General features: G+C 71.5%; 18 protein-coding genes and 1 other RNA gene. 4 read left to right on the top strand and 15 right to left on the bottom strand.

Going from position 1 to position 17,625, the window contains the following annotated elements:
- On the top strand, positions 1-4,764 hold the full coding sequence (locus tag OCEPR_RS10390; protein WP_041554227.1) for a right-handed parallel beta-helix repeat-containing protein: 4,764 nt from the start codon (positions 1-3) through the stop codon (positions 4,762-4,764).
- Positions 4,765-4,773: 9 nt separating this feature from the next.
- On the opposite strand, the gene OCEPR_RS10385 is transcribed toward OCEPR_RS10390, so the two are convergent.
- From OCEPR_RS10385 to OCEPR_RS10360, 6 genes are read right to left on the bottom strand one after another with little or no spacing between them, the layout of a single operon-like run.
- Positions 4,774-5,565, bottom strand: coding sequence for a DUF4388 domain-containing protein (locus tag OCEPR_RS10385; protein WP_013458680.1), 792 nt, complete (start codon positions 5,563-5,565; stop codon positions 4,774-4,776).
- 19 nt (positions 5,566-5,584) lie between these two features.
- Complete coding sequence (locus OCEPR_RS10380) at positions 5,585-6,388, bottom strand: fructosamine kinase family protein (protein ID WP_013458679.1); 804 nt, start codon at positions 6,386-6,388, stop codon at positions 5,585-5,587.
- Positions 6,366-6,851: a low molecular weight protein-tyrosine-phosphatase gene (locus OCEPR_RS10375; protein WP_013458678.1), complete on the bottom strand. Its 486-nt coding sequence runs from the start codon at positions 6,849-6,851 to the stop codon at positions 6,366-6,368. The genes OCEPR_RS10380 and OCEPR_RS10375 overlap by 23 nt, the downstream gene beginning before the upstream one ends.
- A gap of 12 nt (positions 6,852-6,863) precedes the next feature.
- Positions 6,864-7,670, bottom strand: coding sequence for a TlpA disulfide reductase family protein (locus OCEPR_RS10370; RefSeq protein WP_013458677.1), 807 nt, complete (start codon positions 7,668-7,670; stop codon positions 6,864-6,866).
- The gene (locus tag OCEPR_RS10365; protein WP_083804321.1) at positions 7,670-8,176 is read right to left on the bottom strand and encodes a TlpA family protein disulfide reductase; all 507 of its coding nucleotides are present in this window, start codon (positions 8,174-8,176) and stop codon (positions 7,670-7,672) included. Before OCEPR_RS10365 ends, OCEPR_RS10370 begins: the two co-directional genes overlap by 1 nt.
- A 37-nt stretch (positions 8,177-8,213) precedes the next feature.
- On the bottom strand, positions 8,214-8,720 hold the full coding sequence (locus tag OCEPR_RS10360; RefSeq protein WP_013458675.1) for a TlpA family protein disulfide reductase: 507 nt from the start codon (positions 8,718-8,720) through the stop codon (positions 8,214-8,216).
- Positions 8,721-8,803: 83 nt separating this feature from the next.
- On the opposite strand from OCEPR_RS10360, the gene OCEPR_RS10355 reads away from it, so the two are divergent.
- On the top strand, positions 8,804-9,007 hold the full coding sequence (locus tag OCEPR_RS10355) for a CopZ family metallochaperone (protein WP_013458674.1): 204 nt from the start codon (positions 8,804-8,806) through the stop codon (positions 9,005-9,007).
- A gap of 9 nt (positions 9,008-9,016) precedes the next feature.
- Positions 9,017-9,304, top strand: coding sequence for a metal-sensitive transcriptional regulator (locus OCEPR_RS10350; protein WP_013458673.1), 288 nt, complete (start codon positions 9,017-9,019; stop codon positions 9,302-9,304).
- Here the strand turns inward: OCEPR_RS10350 and OCEPR_RS10345 are convergent.
- Genes OCEPR_RS10345 through dnaX form a run of 4 tightly spaced genes read right to left on the bottom strand, consistent with a single transcriptional unit; the run spans position 9,301 to position 14,011 of the window.
- Positions 9,301-9,789 carry a TlpA family protein disulfide reductase gene (locus tag OCEPR_RS10345; RefSeq protein WP_013458672.1) on the bottom strand — a complete coding sequence of 163 codons (489 nt, stop codon included), beginning with the start codon at positions 9,787-9,789 and terminating at the stop codon, positions 9,301-9,303. The genes OCEPR_RS10350 and OCEPR_RS10345 overlap by 4 nt on opposite strands.
- A 5-nt stretch (positions 9,790-9,794) precedes the next feature.
- A complete protein-coding gene (locus OCEPR_RS10340) occupies positions 9,795-11,126 on the bottom strand; it encodes an FAD-dependent oxidoreductase (protein ID WP_013458671.1) in 1,332 nt (443 codons plus the stop codon).
- A gap of 9 nt (positions 11,127-11,135) precedes the next feature.
- Positions 11,136-12,122: an NAD-dependent epimerase/dehydratase family protein gene (locus tag OCEPR_RS10335; protein WP_013458670.1), complete on the bottom strand. Its 987-nt coding sequence runs from the start codon at positions 12,120-12,122 to the stop codon at positions 11,136-11,138.
- Positions 12,123-12,172: 50 nt separating this feature from the next.
- Positions 12,173-14,011: a DNA polymerase III subunit gamma/tau gene (gene dnaX / locus OCEPR_RS10330; RefSeq protein WP_041554225.1), complete on the bottom strand. Its 1,839-nt coding sequence runs from the start codon at positions 14,009-14,011 to the stop codon at positions 12,173-12,175.
- A 66-nt stretch (positions 14,012-14,077) separates the two neighbouring features.
- On the opposite strand from dnaX, the gene OCEPR_RS10325 reads away from it, so the two are divergent.
- Complete coding sequence (locus OCEPR_RS10325) at positions 14,078-14,488, top strand: CBS domain-containing protein (RefSeq protein WP_013458668.1); 411 nt, start codon at positions 14,078-14,080, stop codon at positions 14,486-14,488.
- Between the two features lie 11 nt (positions 14,489-14,499).
- Here the strand turns inward: OCEPR_RS10325 and ffs are convergent.
- From ffs to pruA, 5 genes are all read right to left on the bottom strand, one after another.
- Positions 14,500-14,593, bottom strand: an RNA gene (ffs, locus tag OCEPR_RS12060) — signal recognition particle sRNA small type.
- Positions 14,594-14,656: 63 nt separating this feature from the next.
- Complete coding sequence (locus tag OCEPR_RS10320) at positions 14,657-15,304, bottom strand: CPBP family intramembrane glutamic endopeptidase (protein WP_013458667.1); 648 nt, start codon at positions 15,302-15,304, stop codon at positions 14,657-14,659.
- Positions 15,305-15,333: 29 nt separating this feature from the next.
- Positions 15,334-15,528 carry a HepT-like ribonuclease domain-containing protein gene (locus OCEPR_RS12590; protein WP_281004416.1) on the bottom strand — a complete coding sequence of 65 codons (195 nt, stop codon included), beginning with the start codon at positions 15,526-15,528 and terminating at the stop codon, positions 15,334-15,336.
- 154 nt (positions 15,529-15,682) lie between these two features.
- Positions 15,683-15,976 carry a nucleotidyltransferase family protein gene (locus tag OCEPR_RS10310; protein ID WP_013458666.1) on the bottom strand — a complete coding sequence of 98 codons (294 nt, stop codon included), beginning with the start codon at positions 15,974-15,976 and terminating at the stop codon, positions 15,683-15,685.
- Between the two features lie 95 nt (positions 15,977-16,071).
- On the bottom strand, positions 16,072-17,625 hold the full coding sequence (gene pruA, locus OCEPR_RS10305; protein ID WP_013458665.1) for an L-glutamate gamma-semialdehyde dehydrogenase: 1,554 nt from the start codon (positions 17,623-17,625) through the stop codon (positions 16,072-16,074).

Genomic DNA, 17,625 nt, shown 5'->3' with positions numbered 1-17,625 from the left:
ATGAACAGCCGCGTCCTGGCCCGCTTGGGGTGGATCCTGATGGTGTTCGTCCTCTGGATCCATACGGGGGTCGTGGAGGCGCAGACGATCCGCAACTTCCAGCGGGAGTACACCAACGCGGGCAGCGAGTTCCGCGGCAACCTGCTCACGATCGGTAACGCGCTGGTCACCTGCACGAGCTGCGACCCCAACAGCTCGGGCATCCAGAACGGCAACCGGTCCATGGGCTTCATCGACGTCGACAGCGACGCCGCCACGACCAGCTCCTCGCGGGCGACGCTTAGCCTGCCCGCCGGCAGCCAGGTCGAGTACGCCGCGCTCGTCTGGGGCGCGCGCACCACGACGGCCTCGGGCAACAAGACGCTCAAGTTCAAGCTGCCCGGCGGCACCGGCTACACCACGGTGACCTCCGACTGGACCGAGTACATCACCGGCCAGTACAACAACGGGGATCCCTACGCCGCCTACGCCGACGTCACGGCGCTGCTGCAGGGCCTCGCCGACCCGAGCGGCGACTACTGGGCCGCCGACATCGACGCCGTCGTCGGCAACAGCGACGGCCTGGGCTTCTACGGCGGCTGGGCGTTGCTCGTCGTCTACTCGAGCGCCGGCGAGACCTACCGCACGATCACCGTGGACGCCGGTTACGCCAAGCTGGCCGGCGGCGGCTCGATCGACATCGACATCACCAACCTCGACACCCCCGTGACGGGTAGCTACCTCTTCCGCCTCTCGGCGATCGTCTGGGAGGGCGACGACGGCATCAGCGGCGACCAGCTGCTCGTAGGCCCGCTGCCCGGAACGCTGAGCAACGTCTCCGACGCCCAGAACCCCCAGGACAACTTCTGGAACTCGAGCATCAGCCACCTGGGCGCGCAGTTCACGGCCAAGGACCCCAACTACAAGAACCAGCTGGGCTTCGACGCCGACACCGTCGAGCTCGGCAACCTGCCCCCCGGCATCGACGCCATCCGCACCCGCTACCTCACCAACGGCGATCACTTCTTTCCCCAGGTGTTGGGCACCTCGGTGGGGCTTGCGATCATCAAAGGCACGGTCTACGAGGACGTGAACGGCGACGGCGACCTCGCCGACGCCGTGGCCGTGCCGAACGTCACCATCACCCTCTACCAGGACGACGGCGACGGCGTGCCCGACGCCGGCGACACCCCGGTCGCGGGGCAGACCGCGACCACCACAGCCCAGGGCGAGTACTCCTTCCAGAACATCCCCGACGGGGACTACTGGGTGGTCGTCGACTCGCGCACGGTGGCCCCCGCCGCCGGGTTCAACGCCGGGTTCGGCCAGGGCGACGTCTGGGCCGAGCAGACCTACGGCGCCGGCGGCGCCTGGGGCGGTGCGCTCTGCGACGCCGACGCCGACGGCGCCACCGCCGCCGCGCCGCGCAGCTCGGACGGCGTCTGCTTCGGCGGCCGCCGCGGCGGCGTATCCGACGACGCCTCCGCGCTCACCGGCGCCGAGCACGTGGCCAAGGTGGGCGTGCACGACGGCATCGTCACCGGCGTCGACTTCGGCTTTTCCTTCAACGTCGTCACCAACACGAGCGACCAGGACGACGACGCCGCGGCGAACCGCACCGCCCAGGGCGGCCTGCGCCAGTTCCTCCAGAACGCCAACGCGATCTCCGGCGGCAACGCCATGCGCTTCACCCCCGCGGTGCCCCTGCCCGCGGGCCGGAGCTGGTGGACCGTGGCCGTGACCCCGAACGATCCGCTGCCCGCGATCACCGACGGCGACACCACCGTCAGCGGCGCCGCCTTCGACTACGCCAGCGGCACCGCCGCACGCAACCCCAACGCCGGCAGCGCCCCGCGCAGCTGCAGCGCCGTGGGGGTGGACCAGGTCCCCTTCGCCGCCGTGGACCTGCCCGAGCTGGAAGTCAAGGCCGACGCCACCCACGACTGGGTCTTCAAGGTCGACACCCCGGGCCCCAACGTGCTGATCGAGCGCGTGGCCGCCTTTGGCTCGGGCTCGCAGGCGCGCACCGATCCCGCGGACGCGGGCTACGACCCCGACCCCACCGGCGACGTCTTCGTCGTGCAGGCGGGCGCCGGCTTCACCGTGCGTTACAGCCTGGTGGGCCTGCACGCCGACGCGAGCGTTCCCGCCGCCGCCGAGCGCACCCGCGGCAACGGCGTGCACCTCTACGGCCAGCTGGGAACCTCCGTGGCCTCCGGTTGGACGATCGCGCACAACGTGGTCGCCCATATCGGCCACCAGGGCATCTTCGTCTACGGGGCCAACTCGGGCAGCGGAACGATCCAGCAAAACGAGGTGCGCCGCGCGAACTGGCTGGGCCGCTGGAACGCCGACGGGATCTCCGTCGAGGACGATACGGGCGGCTCGCAGGTCCTGGAGAACTGCGTGGTGTCCAACAACGGTCCGGGCCTGGACTCCTGGCAGGGGACCGGGGGCAACGTCTGGCGCAACAACACGGTGCGCGACAACGGCCACAACCCCGACAACAACCCCTACTTCAACGGCGCCGACAACGTCGAACGCTACGGCGCGCGCATCATGGCCTCGGGGAACACCTTCGAGAAGAACGTCGTTTCCGGAAACTTCGCCGCCGGCGTGGTGGTGACCCGAAACCACGATCCCAACCGGGTCTTCGTCAGCACCCGAAACCGCATTTCCCAGAACAGCTTCTACGGCAACGGCTCGATCGCCATCGACCTGGACCAGACCCACGGAAACGCCTGGAACGACAACCCCACCGGCGACGGCGTAAGCGCCAACGACGGGGTCACGAGCAGTCAGGAGCAAAACGCCGGCCTGGACTACCCGGTCCTCACCAAGGCGGAGCTCGACGGCGCCAACCTGACCCTCGAGGGCTTCATCGGCACCCCCGCGACGCAGCTGCAGCCCGCGGGCGGGGCGACCTGGACGCTCGAGCTCTACATCGCCGACGACGACGGCAACAACGCCGGCGAGGTCTTCCTGAACGACGGCGCCAGCGAGCCCCACGGCGAGGGCCGGACCTACGTGATCGGCGTTCCGCTGCAAAGCGGCGACTTCACGAACGGCCGCTTCTCCAAGACGCTGAGCGTGAGCGGGCTCACCACGGGCGCGGTGGTGACCGCGATCGTCATCGACGACCAGAACAACACCTCGGAGTTCAGCGCCAACGCCCGGGTGGTGCCGCCGGGCATCCCGGTCTCGGGCGGGCTCTACCACGACCTCGACCCCAACGGCCAGCGCGACGGTGCGGATCCGGCCGTCGGGCCGACGGACCTCGATTCGGCGAACCCGCCCACGCTCTACGTCAAGCGCTTCGCGGATCCCGACGGCGACTGCACGAACGGCTTCCCTGTCCCTGCCGAAGAAGTGGCGACCGTCGACGGGACGGGCGGCTACGGTTTCACGGCCGTGCGCGCCGGAAGTTACTGCCTGGTGCTTTCGGAGAACAACGACCCGAACGACGCCACGCCCTACGACCCGCAGGCCGACGGCTGGCTCTACGTCAACCCGCCGGCGGGCGTCCGGCCGCTCGTCGTCACCCCGGGGCAGGTCGAGGCGCAGACCCCTTCGGGCGGTCACGACTTCGGCCTCTTCCACGGCGCGCTCGTGACCGGCACCGTCTTCTACGACACCGGCAACGCCGCCGGCACCCCCAACAACGCCGTGCAGGACGGCAGCGAGCCGGGCGTGCCCTCGGTGCCCGTCACCGTCGGCGACGGCACCCGCCGACGCACCGTGCTTACCGGAGCCGACGGCCGCTACGCCGTCTACGTGCCCGCCGACTGGGGCAGCGTTCGCCTCTTCCACGACGAGCGCCCCGCCAGCGGCTACAACTTCCCCGGCACCGTCCAGCCCGCCGGTGACTGGACCGACGCGACCGCAGCGACCGACCCCGACCACACCGCTTCTGCCCAGCTCCTGGGCGACGCCGCGGGCCTCGCAGGTCGGCAGCTGGCCGACCGCAACTTCGGGGTCGTGCGCGACGGCGCCTTCCGCTCCGACCAGCAGGGCACGGCCACCAGCCCCGGCGCGGTGACCTACGTGCACACCTACAAGCCCGGCACCCAGGGGGTCGTGACCTTCAAACGCACCGGCGGCGACTACGTCTACCAGGTGCGGGTGGACGCCGACTGCAGCGGCGGCTTCGACGCCTCAGAGCCCTGGCGGACCCTTTCGGCCACCGAGCAGCCCGGCTTCGGCGTCACCGACGCCTGGCCGCGCGACCCCGACGGTTCGTTCCGTGCCTGCGCCGTCGAGGTGCGCGTCCTCGTGCCCGACGGCGAGCCCGAGGGGGCCGTGGACCTGGCGCAGCTGACGGCCGAGCTGGCCTGGGACCAGAACCCCGGCGTCGTCGAGGTGGACGCGGTGGTCGACACCACCACCGTGCGCGTTCAGGGCGGTTTAAGCCTGGAGAAGGTCGTGCGCAACGTCACCCAGAACGTGCCCGCGTCCGGTTACGCCACCGCGGTGGCGGCGCGCCCGGGCGACGTGCTCGAGTACTGCATCCGCTACCTCAACGACGGCACCGAAGACGTGACCGACGTGACGATTCACGATCCGGTGCCCTACTTCGCCGACGTGGTGACCGACGCCTACGACAGCGACCCCGCGGCCGACGAGACCCTGCTCTGGACCGACGCCTCGGGTACGGCGCACCGCCTCAGCGCGGCGGCCGACGCCGACGCCGGCGCGTGGGCTTACGGGTTGGTGACGCTCAGGGCGGAGCCCCTGCTGCGCGCCGGTGCCGGCGGCACGGTCTGCTACCGGGTGCGGGTGCGTTAGCGAACGCGATCAGGCCCCACCGGCGTGGGGCAGGGCCGGCCAGACCATCAGGGTCTGGCCGGCTTGCAGTTCGTGCATGATCAGCTGACCGGTGCCGAGGAGGAGGAGGCCGCCGAGGTTCTCGGCGCCCCGCACCGGGAGGCTGAGGGTGCGGTTGTCCACCCGCACGTGCACGTGGTCGAAACGGCCGTAGTGCAACCGCCAGGTCGAGAGCAGCAACTCGTCGACGTGGGCGTAGGGGGGCAGCGGGTCCTTGATGGCGAGCGTGAGGCGGGCGGTGTGGGGGGCGCGGTGCTCCACCTCGATCACGCCGAGGCGGGCGAGGTGGCCCAGCGTGGTCATGACCGTGCGCAGCGGCTTCTCGCTGGCCACGGCTAGGTCGAGGACCGAGATGGGTTTGCTCAGGTGGGTGAAGAGGGCCAGCTCGTCGGGGTTGAGGGTCAGGTGCCCCACGCGGCCGCCCTGGCCGAACTTGACCCGGTCGAAGGGGCTGACCTCGACGCGGTCGTCGAGGCGGCGGATGGCCTGGAGCAGGTAGTGGTCCAGGTCGCGCTCGAGCGTGACCTCGTCGGCCTCGGCGCCCTCGATGAAACGAAAACGGCCCTCCTTGAGCAGGAGGACCCGCATCATCGCCTCCTCGCCCACGACCCCGCCCCAGTGGGCGTGGGTGACGCGGCTCCCGTGCAGGTAGACGGCCCCCTTACCCGAGGGGGCGAGGGTCTGGAACACCCCTTTCTTCCCGCCGCGGGCGAGGAGCTGCAGCAGGTCGAGCGGTCCGAGCAGGGCGAAGGTGCCTTCCATGGCGCCCGTTCATTTTACGCTATAGGAAACCGTAGTGCTGCAGCACCCGGCGCACCCCGGAAAGGTAGCCCGAGCCGAAGAAGTGCACGTGCACCAGCAGAAAGTAGAGCTGGTAGGCGGGCAGCGCCTCGCGCACCTCCGGCGGAACGGGCCGCGCCGCTTCGTAGCTCGACCAGAAGACCTCGGGAAACCCGCCGAAGAGCCGCATCATCGCCAGATCCACGGCGCGCTCGCCGTACCAGGCCGAGGGGTCGATCAGCGCCGGGCCCTCGGCGCTCATCAGTACGTTGCCGCTCCACAGGTCGCCGTGCACGAGGACCGGACCCTCGGCCGGCCAGTCGAAGGCGCGCGCGAAACGCTCCAGCGGCCCGGCCAGTTCCCCCAGGGCGCTGCGGGTTGCCTGCAGGAGCGGCAGCAGCCGCCGCTCCACCCAGAAGCCGGTCCAGTCCGTCCGCGTTCCCGCGGGCAGTTCGAACCGCCCCAGGAAGACGGGGTCGTCGGTTCCGTAGCGCGCGCTGCTGTGCGCGTGCAGACGGGCGATCGTTTGCCCCAACCCCGCCCAGTCCGCCGGTCCGGGGGGCAGGTAGTCGAGCACGATCCCCTCCTCGCCCACCCAGTGCACCCGGGGCACGCGCACGCCCGCCGCGGCCAGCGCGCCGAGGCCCCGGGCCTCGGCGGGGAAGAGGCCCCGCGGCGGGTTCGGATGGGTCTTGACGACGTAGGGCCCCAGCCGCCAGACGCGCCCCATGTCGCCGCCGGCCAGCGGTTCGGCCCGGCCCTCGGGGGGCAGCCCGGCGCGGTTAAGCAGTTCCCTCGGGTCCATCTTCGCCGTTCGACCAGCGCTCGAGCCAGCGGCCCACCAGGTCCTCGAGTTCGAGGTAGGTCTGCTCACAGGCCCAATCGCTCTCGTAGTAGGGGTCGGTGACCCGGCCGCCGCCCCAGGGCTCGGTGACGAGCGCGATGCGCGCCGAGGCACCCGGCGGGGCCATGCGCCGGAGGTCGCGCAGGTTTTCCTCGTCCATGCCCAGGATCCAGTCGAAGGCGCGGTAGTCCTCCGCCGTGATGCGGCGGGCGGTGTGCGGGAAGAGCGCGTCGTGGGCCGCGAGCACCTTCCGCACGCGCGGGTCGTAGGGCTCGCCCTCGTGGTAGCCGGCGGTGCCCGCGGAGTCGAAGCGGAAGCGGTCCTCCAGTCCGCGCTCGCGCACGAGCTTGCGCGCCGCGCCCTCGGCGAGGGGGCTGCGGCAGATGTTGCCCAGGCAGACGAAAAGGACGCGGGTCGGTGGCATGGGTTCTCCGGTTCAGCGGATGCGCTTCAGGAAGTCCTCCAGGGCGGCGCGGCTGAGCTCCCCGGTCTTGCGCGCCACCAGCATCCCGTCGCGGTCGAAGAAGAAGGTCGTGGGGTAGCCGATCACGTTCAGGCGGGGGATCAGCCGCTGGCCCGGGTCCAGGAGCATGTGGTTGAAGAACAACCCTTCTTCGTCGAGGAAGGCGCGCACCTGGGCCTCGGTTTCGCCGCTGTTGACGAAGACGAAGGCGACCCCGGGGTTCTCCGTCTCGGCCTGGGCCAGCATCGGCATCTCGCGGCGGCAGGGGGGGCACCAGGTCGCCCAGACGTTGATCACCACGGGCTGGCCGCGGTAGTCGGCGAGGTTGCGCGGCGCGCCCGCGAGGGTCGTCAGGGTCAGGTCGGGCAGCTCGGCCTGTTCGGGCACCTTGACCGCGGCGATGCCGAAGAGCGCCGCGGCGACGAGGGCGCCGCCCGCCGCCGGCCAGAGGACGAGGTGCAGCTCCCCCAGGCGTCCGCGGAACGCCGCGAGGGTGTAGGCGAGGCCGCCCAGCAGGCCCCACAGCGGGGCGAAGCCGCCCTGCCAGAAGTAGAGCACGCTGAGCAGGTCCTCGCGGTAGATGGGCCAGTGGCCGGCGACGTAGCCCAGCCGCGCGGCGACCAGGCCGGCGAAGACGGCGTTCCAGGCCCAGTTGGAAAGGAAGGGGCGCTTGAGCCTGCGCGCCATCAGTTCGGCGGTGGCGAGGAAGCCGGCGAGGGCCAGCAGGGTGAAGAGGCGGTCCAGCGGCATCACGAAGGGGCCCAGCGAAACGGCGTCCATCAGCGTTCTCCTCCGGGTTCGAGCAGGCGCTCGAGGTAGCGGGCGAGCTGCTCGGCCAGCAGCGGCCCCTGGTGCACGAAACGGATGCGGCCGTCGACGTCGATGAAGAAGGTCGTGGGCAGGCCGGTGACCCGGTAGGCCCAGGCCACGTCGGCGCCGCCGTCCTGCACCACCGGGAAGCTGAGCCCGTAGCGTTCCACGAAGGCGCGGGCGCTCTCGCTCGGATCCTGGACGTTGACGCTCACGAAGGCGACGCGGCCGGCGAACTCGCGAAAGAAGCGCTCCAGCACCTCGGCCTCCCGGTGGCAGGGGCCGCACCAGCTGGCCCAGAAGTTGAGCACCAGCGGGGTCTGCCCCAGGTAGGCTTTGAGGTCGAACCGGCCGCCGCCGAGCAGCGGACCGCTAAAGGGGATCGCCTCGCTGGGCGGGCGGTACGGGGGAACGGGCGTGGCCAAGGCCGCGCCGACGAGCAACAACCCCACCCCCAGGAGTCCGATTCGCCTCATTCCGGACTTGATGATACCAGCGTCAAGATGGGACACGTTAACCCTCCGGCGTCCCGATGAGAGCGCGCAAAAAGGCCTCGAGCCGCTCGGGGTCGAGGGGGCCCGTCCACACCCGCACGACCCGCCCCCCGGCGTCGATGAAGACGGTGGTGGGGATGCCGCCGACGCGGTAGCGCCGCGCCACGGCGCCCCGGGGGTCGCGAACGTTGGGGAAGGTCCAGAAGAACGTCTCCATGAAGGCCCGCGCGCCTTTCCGGGTGTCCTGCAGGTTGACCCCCACGAAGAGCACGCGCCCCCGGTAGCGCCGCTCCGCGTCGCGCAGCACCGGGGCCTCGATCCGGCAGGGCACGCACCAGCTGGCCCAGAAGTTGAGCACGATCGGCCGCCGCCCCAGCGTTTCGGCGAGGTCCAGCACCGCCCCCGGCCGGTCCAGCCGCTCGGCGGCGAACGGCGGGGCGGGCCACGACGTGGGGCCGGGCACGGCGGCCACGGCCAGGCCGAACAGGGCGAGAACGAGCGGCAGAAGGAGGCGGCCGGACGGCATGCTTTACCCTAGGCCGGAGTCATGAGAAATGAACCAACCCACCCCACCCGGGGTGGGTTATACTGGACGCGGGAGGACGAACGATGATCAAACTCAAGGTCGAAGGCATGACGTGCAACCACTGCGTAATGGCGGTCAAGAAGGCGCTCGCGAGGGTGGGCGGCGTGGAGGAAGTGGTCGAGGTCAGCCTCGAGCGCGGCGAGGCGCTGGTCCGGGGTCAGGCCGATCCCGCCCAGCTGGTGGCCGCGATCGAGGAGGAAGGCTACCGGGCCCAGCCGCTCGGGTAGGCTGGGGGCATGAAGACCCGCGTGCACCTGCACCTGGACCCCGACACCCGCGCCGAGGCACAGCGGCGGCTCAAGAGCGTGCGCGGCCACGTCGAAGGCATCCTGCGCATGCTCGACGAGGAGGGCGTCTACTGCGTGGACGTGCTCAAGCAGATCAAGGCCGTCGAGGGCGCGCTCGACAAGGTGGGCGAGCTCATCCTCAGGAGCCACCTGCGCGACCACGTGGTCACCGCCGCCCAGCGCGGCGACACCGACCAGATCGTCGACGAGCTGATGGAAGTCCTGAAGTACCGCTAGGGCCGCCAGCGGATCAGCCGCAGCAGGTCGCGCTCGAAGGCCGCGGCGTTCCCGTAGGGGCCTGGGTGGTAGCCCACCACGGTGCCGTCGATGCCGACGAAGACCGTGGTGGGCTTTCCCGTTATCCGGTAGGCCGCGGCCACGGCGGCGGTGCCGTCTTGCACGTTGGGGAAGCTCCAGCCGTAGCGGGCCACGAACTCCCGCGCCATCGCAGGGAGGTCCTGCACGTCCACGCCGACGATGAGCAGCCGGTCGCCGTAGGCCTGCTGGGCCTGCGCCCAGTAGGGGGCCTCGGCGCGGCAGGGCGGGCAGTTGCTCGCCCAGAAGTGCAGCACGATCGGCCGCCGCCCCAGGTGCTCGGACAGATCGAAGCGCGCCCCGTCCAGGGTCACGCCCGCAAAGGGCGGGGCCGGACGGCCGAGGGGCCCGGCGGCCCAGGCCGCGAGCTGCAGCAACGCCAGCGCGAGGACGAGCCCGCGTTTCATCGGCGTTACTTGGCCTGGTTGGCGGCGACGAGCAGCGGGTCCCAGACCGGGCTGAAGGGCGGCGCGTAGGCCAGGTCGAGGGCCCGCAGGTCCTCGACGGTGCCGCCCCGGTGCAGCAGGGCCGCCACCACGTCGACGCGCAGGGCGTCGTTCCTGTGCCCCACCAGCTGCGCCCCCAGAAGCCGGCCCGAGCCGCGCTCGTAGACGAGCTTGACGTGGAGGGGGTGGGGGTCCGGATAGTAGTGGGCGCGGTCGGCCGACCGGATCCAGACGCTTCCCGCGTCGAAGCCGGCCTTGCGGGCGTCCTCTTCGCTGAGGCCGGTGAAGGCGACGGCGAGGTCGAAGATCTTGGTGATGGCGCTGCCGACGACGCCTTTGAAGCGCGCGCGGCCGCCGGCGATCACGGTGCCGGCGGTGCGGCCGTGCTTGTTGGCCACGTCGCCGAGCGGCAGCCAGTAGGGCTCGCCGGTGACGAGGTGCACGCTCTCGGCCACGTCGCCCGCGGCCCAGACGTCGGGCAGGTTCGTGCGCAGCTGCTCGTCCACGGCGATCGCGCCCGTGGGTCCGGTCTGCACCCCGAACGAGGTGGCCAGCCCCACGTTGGGGCGGATGCCCACGGCCAGCAGCACCAGGTCGGCGGGGATCTCGAAGGCGCTGGTCTGCACCGCCTGCACCCGGCCCAGGCCGGTGAGGCTTTCCACCTCGGTGCCGGTGACGACCTGGACGCCGTTCTTGGTCAGCTCCTCGTGCACGAGGGCGCTCACCTCGGGGTCGGCGGCGGGCAGCACGCGCTCGGCGAGCTCGACGACCGTGACCTGCTTGCCGCGGGCGCGGAAGGCTTCGGCCACCTCGAGCCCCACGTAGCCGGCGCCCACGATGACCGTGCGCTGGGCCCGGTGCAGCGCGCTCATGATGGTCTCGCCGTCCTCGAGCTGGCGCAGGGTGAAGACGCCGGGGAGGTGCACCCCCTCGATCGGGGGCAGCACCGGCCGCGCCCCGGTGCTAACGACCAGGTAGTCGAAGGGTTCCCAGAACTCGCGGCCGCCGTCCAGGTCGGCCACCTTGACGCGCCGGCCCTCGTAGTCGACCTCGACGACCTCGTGCCGCACCAGGGCCTTCACCCCTTGCTTGGCGAACTTCTCGGGCGTGCGCGCCACGAGCTTCTCCACGTCGTCGATCCAGCCGGCCAGGTAGTAGGGCAGCCCGCAGGCGCCGTAGGAAACGTACCGCGACTTTTCGAAGGCGACGACCTCGAGGTCGGGGTTGCTGCGCTTGGCCTTGGCCGCGGCGCTCATGCCCGCGGCCACGCCACCGATGACGACGAGACGCTTGCTCATGCCCTCAGTCTACCGAGTGGCGCAGCGCGTTTCGTCCCGCAGGGCTTCCAGGGTCGGCGGCAACCCCTCGCGCAGCGGCCGCGGGGCGTACCCCAGCTCGGCGCGCGCCTTGGCGTGGTCGGCCGTGTAGCTCACCGTGGCGACCCGCAGGCCTTCGGAGGTGTAGACCGGGGGCATCCGGGCGTCGAACGGGCGGGCGAGGCGGCTCAGCAGCCTCAGGGCCGCGTGCGGCAGTGGCAGAATGCGCGAGGAGGAGCCGATCCAGCGGCGGGCCTGGCGCAGGACGGCCACGAGCCTGCGGGGTTCGCCGGCCACGATGTACTCTTCGCCCGGGTGGCCGCGCTCCATCGCCAGCACGTGGGCATGGGCCGCGTCGTCGACGTGGGACCAGCAGTAGACCGTCTCGGCCGGCACCGCCAGCGTGCGGCCGCAGACGAGCCGGCGCAGCAGGTCCCCGATCAGGCTGCGGTCGCCGGGGCCGTAGACCAACCCCGGCAGGACGGTGACCAGGGGCAGCCCGGCCTCGGCCAGGGGGCGCGCCACCTCGTAGTGGGCGAGCCACTTCGTGCGGTCGTAGGCGCTGGCCCAGCCGAGCCGGCGCCCGTCGTAGCGGTACCCCTCGTCCACGAGCCGCCCGCGGGTGTCGCCGTAGACGGCGATCGTGGAGGTGTACACCACCTTGGGCACCCCCAGCTCGAGTGCGGCCTCGAGCACGTGCCGGGTTCCCTGAACGTTCGTGGCTTCCGCCGCCGCGGCGGGGGCACCGATGGCGTACCAGGCGGCGACGTGAAAGACGCCGTCCACGCCGTCCATGGCCGGCTGCAGGGTTTCGGGCCGGGTGAGGTCGCCGCGGTGGACCCGGGCGCCGGCGGCTTCCAGGGAGGCCGCGGCCTCCGGGCGGCGGGCGAGGACGCGCACGCTGTGGCCGGCGGCGAGCAGCCGGCGGGCCAGGCGGCCACCGATGAACCCGGTGGCCCCGGTGACGAGGTAGGTCATGCCTCAGTGTCGCACGTTCGCGGGGGCGGCGGCGTCGCCCCCGCCGACGTTCAGGCCTCGCCGGCGGCCTCGTCTTCGACTTCCTCCCCCTCCGCGGGCTCGCGCCAGACCTGGCGCAGGCGCGCCTTGAACAGGCTCTGCAGCTTCTTGAAGCGGGGGTCGTCGAGCAGCTCGATCTTGTCGAAGCGGGGCTCCGCGGCCTCGCGCGTTTTGCGCTCCCGGCGCGACCGCGGGGACGCCGACCCGCGGCCCCCGCGCTGCGGGCGCGGCTTGGCTGGAGGCGGTTCGGGTTCCGGCGCGGGCGGTTCTTCCGCCGGGGACGCTTCCGCCGCGGGCGGGGCTTCTTCGGGGGGCGCCGCCGGCGCTTCCGCCGGCTCGGGCGCTTCCTGCGCCGGCGGGGGCGCGGCGGGCGGGCGCGTCGGCGGGCCGGGGCTAGGCGCTACCGAGTTTTTTTTACCCAGTTCGAAGCGCACCCCGCGGCCCAGCACCGCCCGCACGACCTCTTCCACGACGGCCTGCTGCTCGCGGGCGCGGTCGTGGTGGAAGCGGTGCCCCTCGTCGTAGACGAGCACCAGCGCGTCGTCCTCGAGGTGGGGGGTGGCCTCGATCAGGAAGGCCCGCACCTTGATGCCCACCTCGCCCAGCACCCGGCGCCAGGCCGCGGTCAGGTCGACCTCTCCGGCCGCCGGGGGCGCGGCGTCTTCTGCTTCCGCGGGTTTTTCGGCTGCGGGCGCCGGCTCCGGGTTCGCCGCCCGCGGCGCAGGCCCGGCCGCCTTGGCGGGGGCGGCCCGGGGTGCGGTCTTCCTGGGGGGCGGGGGTTCGGGCGCCCGGGCCGCCGGGGCCGCGGGTGCGGCGTGCAGCGCGGCGTAGACGCGCAAGAGCCCCAGCTCGAGCGTGAACGGGTCCTCGCGTCGGATCAGCTTCTCGGTGTGCTCGTCCAGCGCCGTGAGCGCCGCGATCAGCCGTTCGGGGTCGGACGCGAGCTCGGGCCCTTCGCCCAGCCCCAGCCGGGCGTAGAGGCCCGCCTGCAGCGCCTGGGCGAGCTGCTCGGTGAGCGTCCGCGCCGAATAGCCCTCCGAAAACAGCCGCTGGGCTTCCGCCACCGCCCGGTCCACCTCGCCGGAGTCGAGCGCCGCGGCCACCGCGGCCACGCGCTCGGCCGGGGGCAGCCCCAGGGCCTCTTCCGCGGCCTGGCGGGTGATCGGGTCGACGTCGAGCGCCAGCAACCGGTCGAGGATGCTCTCGGCGTCGCGCATCGCGCCGCCGCTCATGCGCGCGATCAGGCGCAGGGCCTCGGGCTCGGCGCGGCGCCCCTCGGCCTCGAGCACCGCGGCCAGCTTCCCGGCGATCTCCTCCTCGCTGAGGCGGCGGAAGCGGAAGTGCTGGGTGCGCGAGAGGATGGTCGCGGGCATGCGCTCGGGCTCGGTGGTGGCGAAGATGAAGATCACGTGCTCGGGCGGCTCCTCGAGCGTCTTGAGCAGGGCGTTGAAGGCGCTCTTCGACATCATGTGCGCCTCGTCGAGGATGATCACCTTCCTGGGCGCGACCAGCGGGGCGAGCAGGATCCGCTCGCGCAGCTCGCGCACGTCCTCCACCGAGTTGTTGCTGGCCGCGTCGATCTCCACCACGTCGGGGTGGCGGTCCTCGCGCACCATGCGGCAGTTCTCGCACTCGCCGCAGGGCCGGTTTTCGGGTTCGGCCGCGCAGCCCACGCTCATCGCGATCAGGCGCGCGGTCGTGGTCTTGCCCACGCCGCGCGGACCCGAGAACAGGTAGGCGTGCGCCAGCCGGTCCTTCTGGATCGCGCTCTTCAGCACGTCCTTGACGTGTTCCTGGCCCACCACGGCGTCGAAGGTGGCGGGCCGGGCGCGGCGGTAGAGGGCTCCCACGGGCCCCATCTTACCCCGCGGGATGTCCCCCTTCCGGGGCGGTATCATGGGGCCAAGGAGGCCACCATGGGACTCATGGAGTTCGCGCGGGCTGACGTGATCACCCTGCCGCCGACGGCGACCGTGACCGACGCGGCGGCGCTGATGGCCGACATGAACGTGGGCAGCGTGGTGGTCGCCGAGGGCCTGAAGCCGGTGGGCATCCTCACCGACCGCGACATCGTGGTGCGGGTGGTGCGTCCGGGGCTGGACCCCGACGAGACGCCGGTCTTCCGGGTGATGACGCCGGAACCGCTGGTGCTCGAGGAGCAGATGAGCCTCTTCGAGGCGCTCGAGGAGGTCAAGCACAAGGGGGTTCGCCGTTACCCGATCGTCGACTACGAAGGCAACCTCGTGGGCATCTTCACCCTCGACGACGTGCTGCAGCTTTTGGGTTTGGAGATGTCCGCCGTGGCGCGGGTGGTGGAGGGAAGATAAAAAAAGCGCCCCCGGCACCCCGACGGCACCCGACCCTGACCGCTTAGGGCTGCTCCCTTCCGGGCCTGACCCGGTTCACGGCGGGTCGCCGCGTCGGACCGGGGGCAGAGGGCAGTATACCGCGCACGGGCCCGAACGCCAAACCGCAGCGCAGCCCCCAGCTCGATTTCAAAGCGAGCTTACCCGGCCGCCGATGAAGACGAAGATCAGCGTGTTCATCGCAGCGTGCGCGATCACCGCACCGGCGAGGTTGCCGCGGCGCAGCGTCATCGCCGCGGCGATGACGCCGAAGGCAGCGACGAGGGTAAAGGTGAGGGGGTCGCCGCGCAGCAGGTAGCGCACGTGCTGGGCGGCGAAGAGGGCCGAGGTCACGGCGACCTGGGCCCAGGCGGGCGCCTCCAGGCGCGCCAACGTGCCGAGGAAGAGGCCGCGGTAGGCCAGCTCCTCGGGCAGCGCGGCGAGCAGCAGCGCCGCCGCCAGGGTGGCCGGAAGCTCGGCCAGGGGAAGCCAGTAGACGCCCCCGAGCGTCAGCCGGGCGTAGGCCCAGGCGACGGGCACGAAGGCCAGCGCGAAGACGAGGCCGTCGGTGAGGGCGGCCCGCAGGTTCCTGCGGGTCAGGAAGAACGCGGCCCCGCACCCGCGCTCGCGAGCCAGCGCGGCCCCGAGCAGCAGGTAGCGCAGCAGCACGAGGGCCAGGTAGCGCGGCCCCGGCCCCAGGTCGGCGGGCAGCAGCGCTGCGGGCAGGCCCCAGAGCGCCAGGAGCAACGACCCCTGGAGCGCCAGGGAAAGCGGATCGAAAGCGCGGGCGCGCGGCATGGCCTAGGCGGGGCGGCGGCTTTCCAGCCTCACCGCTCTTCCAACAACGGTTCTATCCGGGAAACCAGCTCGGGTAGGCTTTCCTTTACGGTTGCCCAGACCACCGAGGCGTCCACGCCCAGGTAGTCGTGGATCAGCTTGTCGCGCAAGCCCGCCATCTCGCGCCACGGAATTTCGGGGTGGCGCGCGGTATTCGGCGGGCACGCGCCTCGCCGTCTCCTCAATCACCGCGAGGGCGCGAACGATCGCGCAGGTCCGCCGCTCGTCGCGCTCGAGCGCCTCGGGTCCCCCGAGGTCGCCGAGGAACCGCCGCGTCTTTTTAGCCTTCTCGTAGACGTCCTCGAGGTAGGTGCGGACGGGTTTGCCGCCGTTCAGGGCTCACACCTCCACGAGGTCGCGTTCCACGGCGGGTCTAAGCGGCGGTTTGATCGCGCCGGGCGTGACCACCTGCACCCGAACCCCCAGGTCGTCCGCGAGTTCCCGCTCGAGCCGCACGAGGTCAAAGAGGGTGGGAACCCGCTCGAACTCGACCAGCAGGTCGAGGTCGCTTTCCGCGCGCGCGTCGCCGCGGGCGCGCGACCCGAAAAGGAAGAGCCGCTTCACGCCGTAGCGCGCGCGAAGTTCGGGGAGCCGACTTCTGAGCTCCTGGCGGTAGTCCACCTTGACGGCCACGTCTTCATTATGCCAGAGCCCTTGCCGCCGCGGCGGACCCGCCTTGCACGGTCACCGGGCGGCGCACGCCGCCCGGTGGGGTGGTTCGGCCCGGTTTAGAACCGCTCGGTGACCGACTTCATCTGCACGAAGTGGTGCAGGTAGTCGGGGCCGCCGGCTTTGGAGTCGGTGCCCGAGAGGTTGAAGCCGCCGAAGGGCTGGACGCCCACCAGCGCGCCGGTGATCTTGCGGTTGAAGTAGAGGTTGCCCACGTGGAACTCGTACCGGGCGCGCTCGAGCCGCTCGCGGCTCTTGCTGAAGACGCCGCCGGTGAGGCCGTAGCGGGTGGCGTTGGCCACCTCCAGCCCCTCGTCGAAGTCCTTGACCCGGATGGTCGAGAGGACCGGCCCGAAGATCTCCTCCTGGGCGATGCGGGCGTGCGGGTCCACGCCGGTGAAGACCGTCGGGGCGATGAAGAAGCCCGGCCCCTCCAGCTTCTCGCCGCCGAGGACGAGCTGGCCCTCGTTCTTGCCGATCTCGATGTACTTGAGTACCTTGGCCTCCTGCTCGGCGTTGATGACCGGGCCCAGGTCGGGGTTCTCCTCGGCGGGGCCGACGACCAGCTTCTCGCTGCGCTCGGTCACCTTCTCCATGAGCAGGTCGTGGACCTTGTCCACCACGATCAGGCGGCTTGCCGCCGAGCACTTCTGGCCCGAGAAGCCGTAGGCGCTGGCGACGATGTGCTGCGCCGCCAGGTCCAAATCGGCGGTCTCGTCCACCAGGATGGCGTCCTTGCCGCCCAGCTCGGTGACGACGCGCTTGATCCACTTCTGGTTTGGGATGCGTTTGGCGGCGGTCTCGGTGATGATCAGGCCGACCTCGAGCGAGCCGGTGAAGGTGATGAAGCGGGTGTCGGGGTGGGCCACCAGGTGGGCGCCCACCTCCTCGCCGATGCCGGGGAGCAGGTTGGCCACGCCCGGGGGCAGCCCCGCCTCCTCGAGCACCTCGAAAACCTTGTAGGCCACCACCACCGCGTCCTCGGCGGGCTTGGCCACGACGGTGTTGCCCACCGCGATGGGCCCGGCGAGCATGCCGGTGAAGATGGCGATGGGGAAGTTCCAGGGGCTGATCGAGACCCCGGCGCCCAGCGGAATGTAGAAGGCCTCGTTGTCCTCACCCGGGTAGGGGTGGAGGGGCACCGCCTCGGGCCCCTTGAGGTTCAGGGCGATGCGGCCGTAGTAGTCGAGGAAGTCGATGGCCTCGGCCACGTCGGCGATGGCCTCGACCCAGTTCTTGCCCACCTCGTAGACCATCCAGGCGGCCAGCTCGAACTTGCGCCGGCGCATGATGGCCGCGGCCTTCCACAGCACCCGCGAGCGGTGCTCCTGGGGCCAGCGCTTCCAGGTCTCGAAGGCCTTCCAGGCCGCCTCGAGCGCCGCGTCGGCCTCTGCGGGGCCGGCCTTGGCCGCCCGCCCCACCAGCCGGGCGGGGTCGGAGGGGTCGTGCGAGGGCAGCCAGTCGCCGGTGACCACCTTGTCGCCGCCGATGATGAGCGGGTAGTCGCGGCCCAGCTGGGCCTTCACCTCGGCCAGCGCCGCCTGCATGGCCTTGCGCTCCGCCTCGTCCTGAAACAGCAGAATGGGCTCGTTCTTGAAGGGTTCAACCGTCAT

It is taken from the genome of Oceanithermus profundus DSM 14977 (assembly GCF_000183745.1).
Lineage (GTDB): Bacteria > Deinococcota > Deinococci > Deinococcales > Marinithermaceae > Oceanithermus > Oceanithermus profundus.
The sequence above is the reverse complement of the archived record's forward strand: the minus strand, read 5'-3'. Positions and strand labels throughout refer to the sequence as shown.

What these genes read in the sequence shown, in the direction of transcription:
- OCEPR_RS10390 (WP_041554227.1), top strand. Translation starts at nt 1, where the DNA reads ATGAACAGCCGCGTCCTGGCCCGCTTGGGGTGGATCCTGATGGTGTTC.
- OCEPR_RS10385 (WP_013458680.1), bottom strand. Translation starts at nt 5,565, where the DNA reads ATGGAAGGCACCTTCGCCCTGCTCGGACCGCTCGACCTGCTGCAGCTC.
- OCEPR_RS10380 (WP_013458679.1), bottom strand. Translation starts at nt 6,388, where the DNA reads ATGGACCCGAGGGAACTGCTTAACCGCGCCGGGCTGCCCCCCGAGGGC.
- OCEPR_RS10375 (WP_013458678.1), bottom strand. Translation starts at nt 6,851, where the DNA reads ATGCCACCGACCCGCGTCCTTTTCGTCTGCCTGGGCAACATCTGCCGC.
- OCEPR_RS10370 (WP_013458677.1), bottom strand. Translation starts at nt 7,670, where the DNA reads ATGGACGCCGTTTCGCTGGGCCCCTTCGTGATGCCGCTGGACCGCCTC.
- OCEPR_RS10365 (WP_083804321.1), bottom strand. Translation starts at nt 8,176, where the DNA reads ATGAGGCGAATCGGACTCCTGGGGGTGGGGTTGTTGCTCGTCGGCGCG.
- OCEPR_RS10360 (WP_013458675.1), bottom strand. Translation starts at nt 8,720, where the DNA reads ATGCCGTCCGGCCGCCTCCTTCTGCCGCTCGTTCTCGCCCTGTTCGGC.
- OCEPR_RS10355 (WP_013458674.1), top strand. Translation starts at nt 8,804, where the DNA reads ATGATCAAACTCAAGGTCGAAGGCATGACGTGCAACCACTGCGTAATG.
- OCEPR_RS10350 (WP_013458673.1), top strand. Translation starts at nt 9,017, where the DNA reads ATGAAGACCCGCGTGCACCTGCACCTGGACCCCGACACCCGCGCCGAG.
- OCEPR_RS10345 (WP_013458672.1), bottom strand. Translation starts at nt 9,789, where the DNA reads ATGAAACGCGGGCTCGTCCTCGCGCTGGCGTTGCTGCAGCTCGCGGCC.
- OCEPR_RS10340 (WP_013458671.1), bottom strand. Translation starts at nt 11,126, where the DNA reads ATGAGCAAGCGTCTCGTCGTCATCGGTGGCGTGGCCGCGGGCATGAGC.
- OCEPR_RS10335 (WP_013458670.1), bottom strand. Translation starts at nt 12,122, where the DNA reads ATGACCTACCTCGTCACCGGGGCCACCGGGTTCATCGGTGGCCGCCTG.
- OCEPR_RS10325 (WP_013458668.1), top strand. Translation starts at nt 14,078, where the DNA reads ATGGGACTCATGGAGTTCGCGCGGGCTGACGTGATCACCCTGCCGCCG.
- OCEPR_RS10320 (WP_013458667.1), bottom strand. Translation starts at nt 15,304, where the DNA reads ATGCCGCGCGCCCGCGCTTTCGATCCGCTTTCCCTGGCGCTCCAGGGG.
- pruA (WP_013458665.1), bottom strand. Translation starts at nt 17,625, where the DNA reads ATGACGGTTGAACCCTTCAAGAACGAGCCCATTCTGCTGTTTCAGGAC.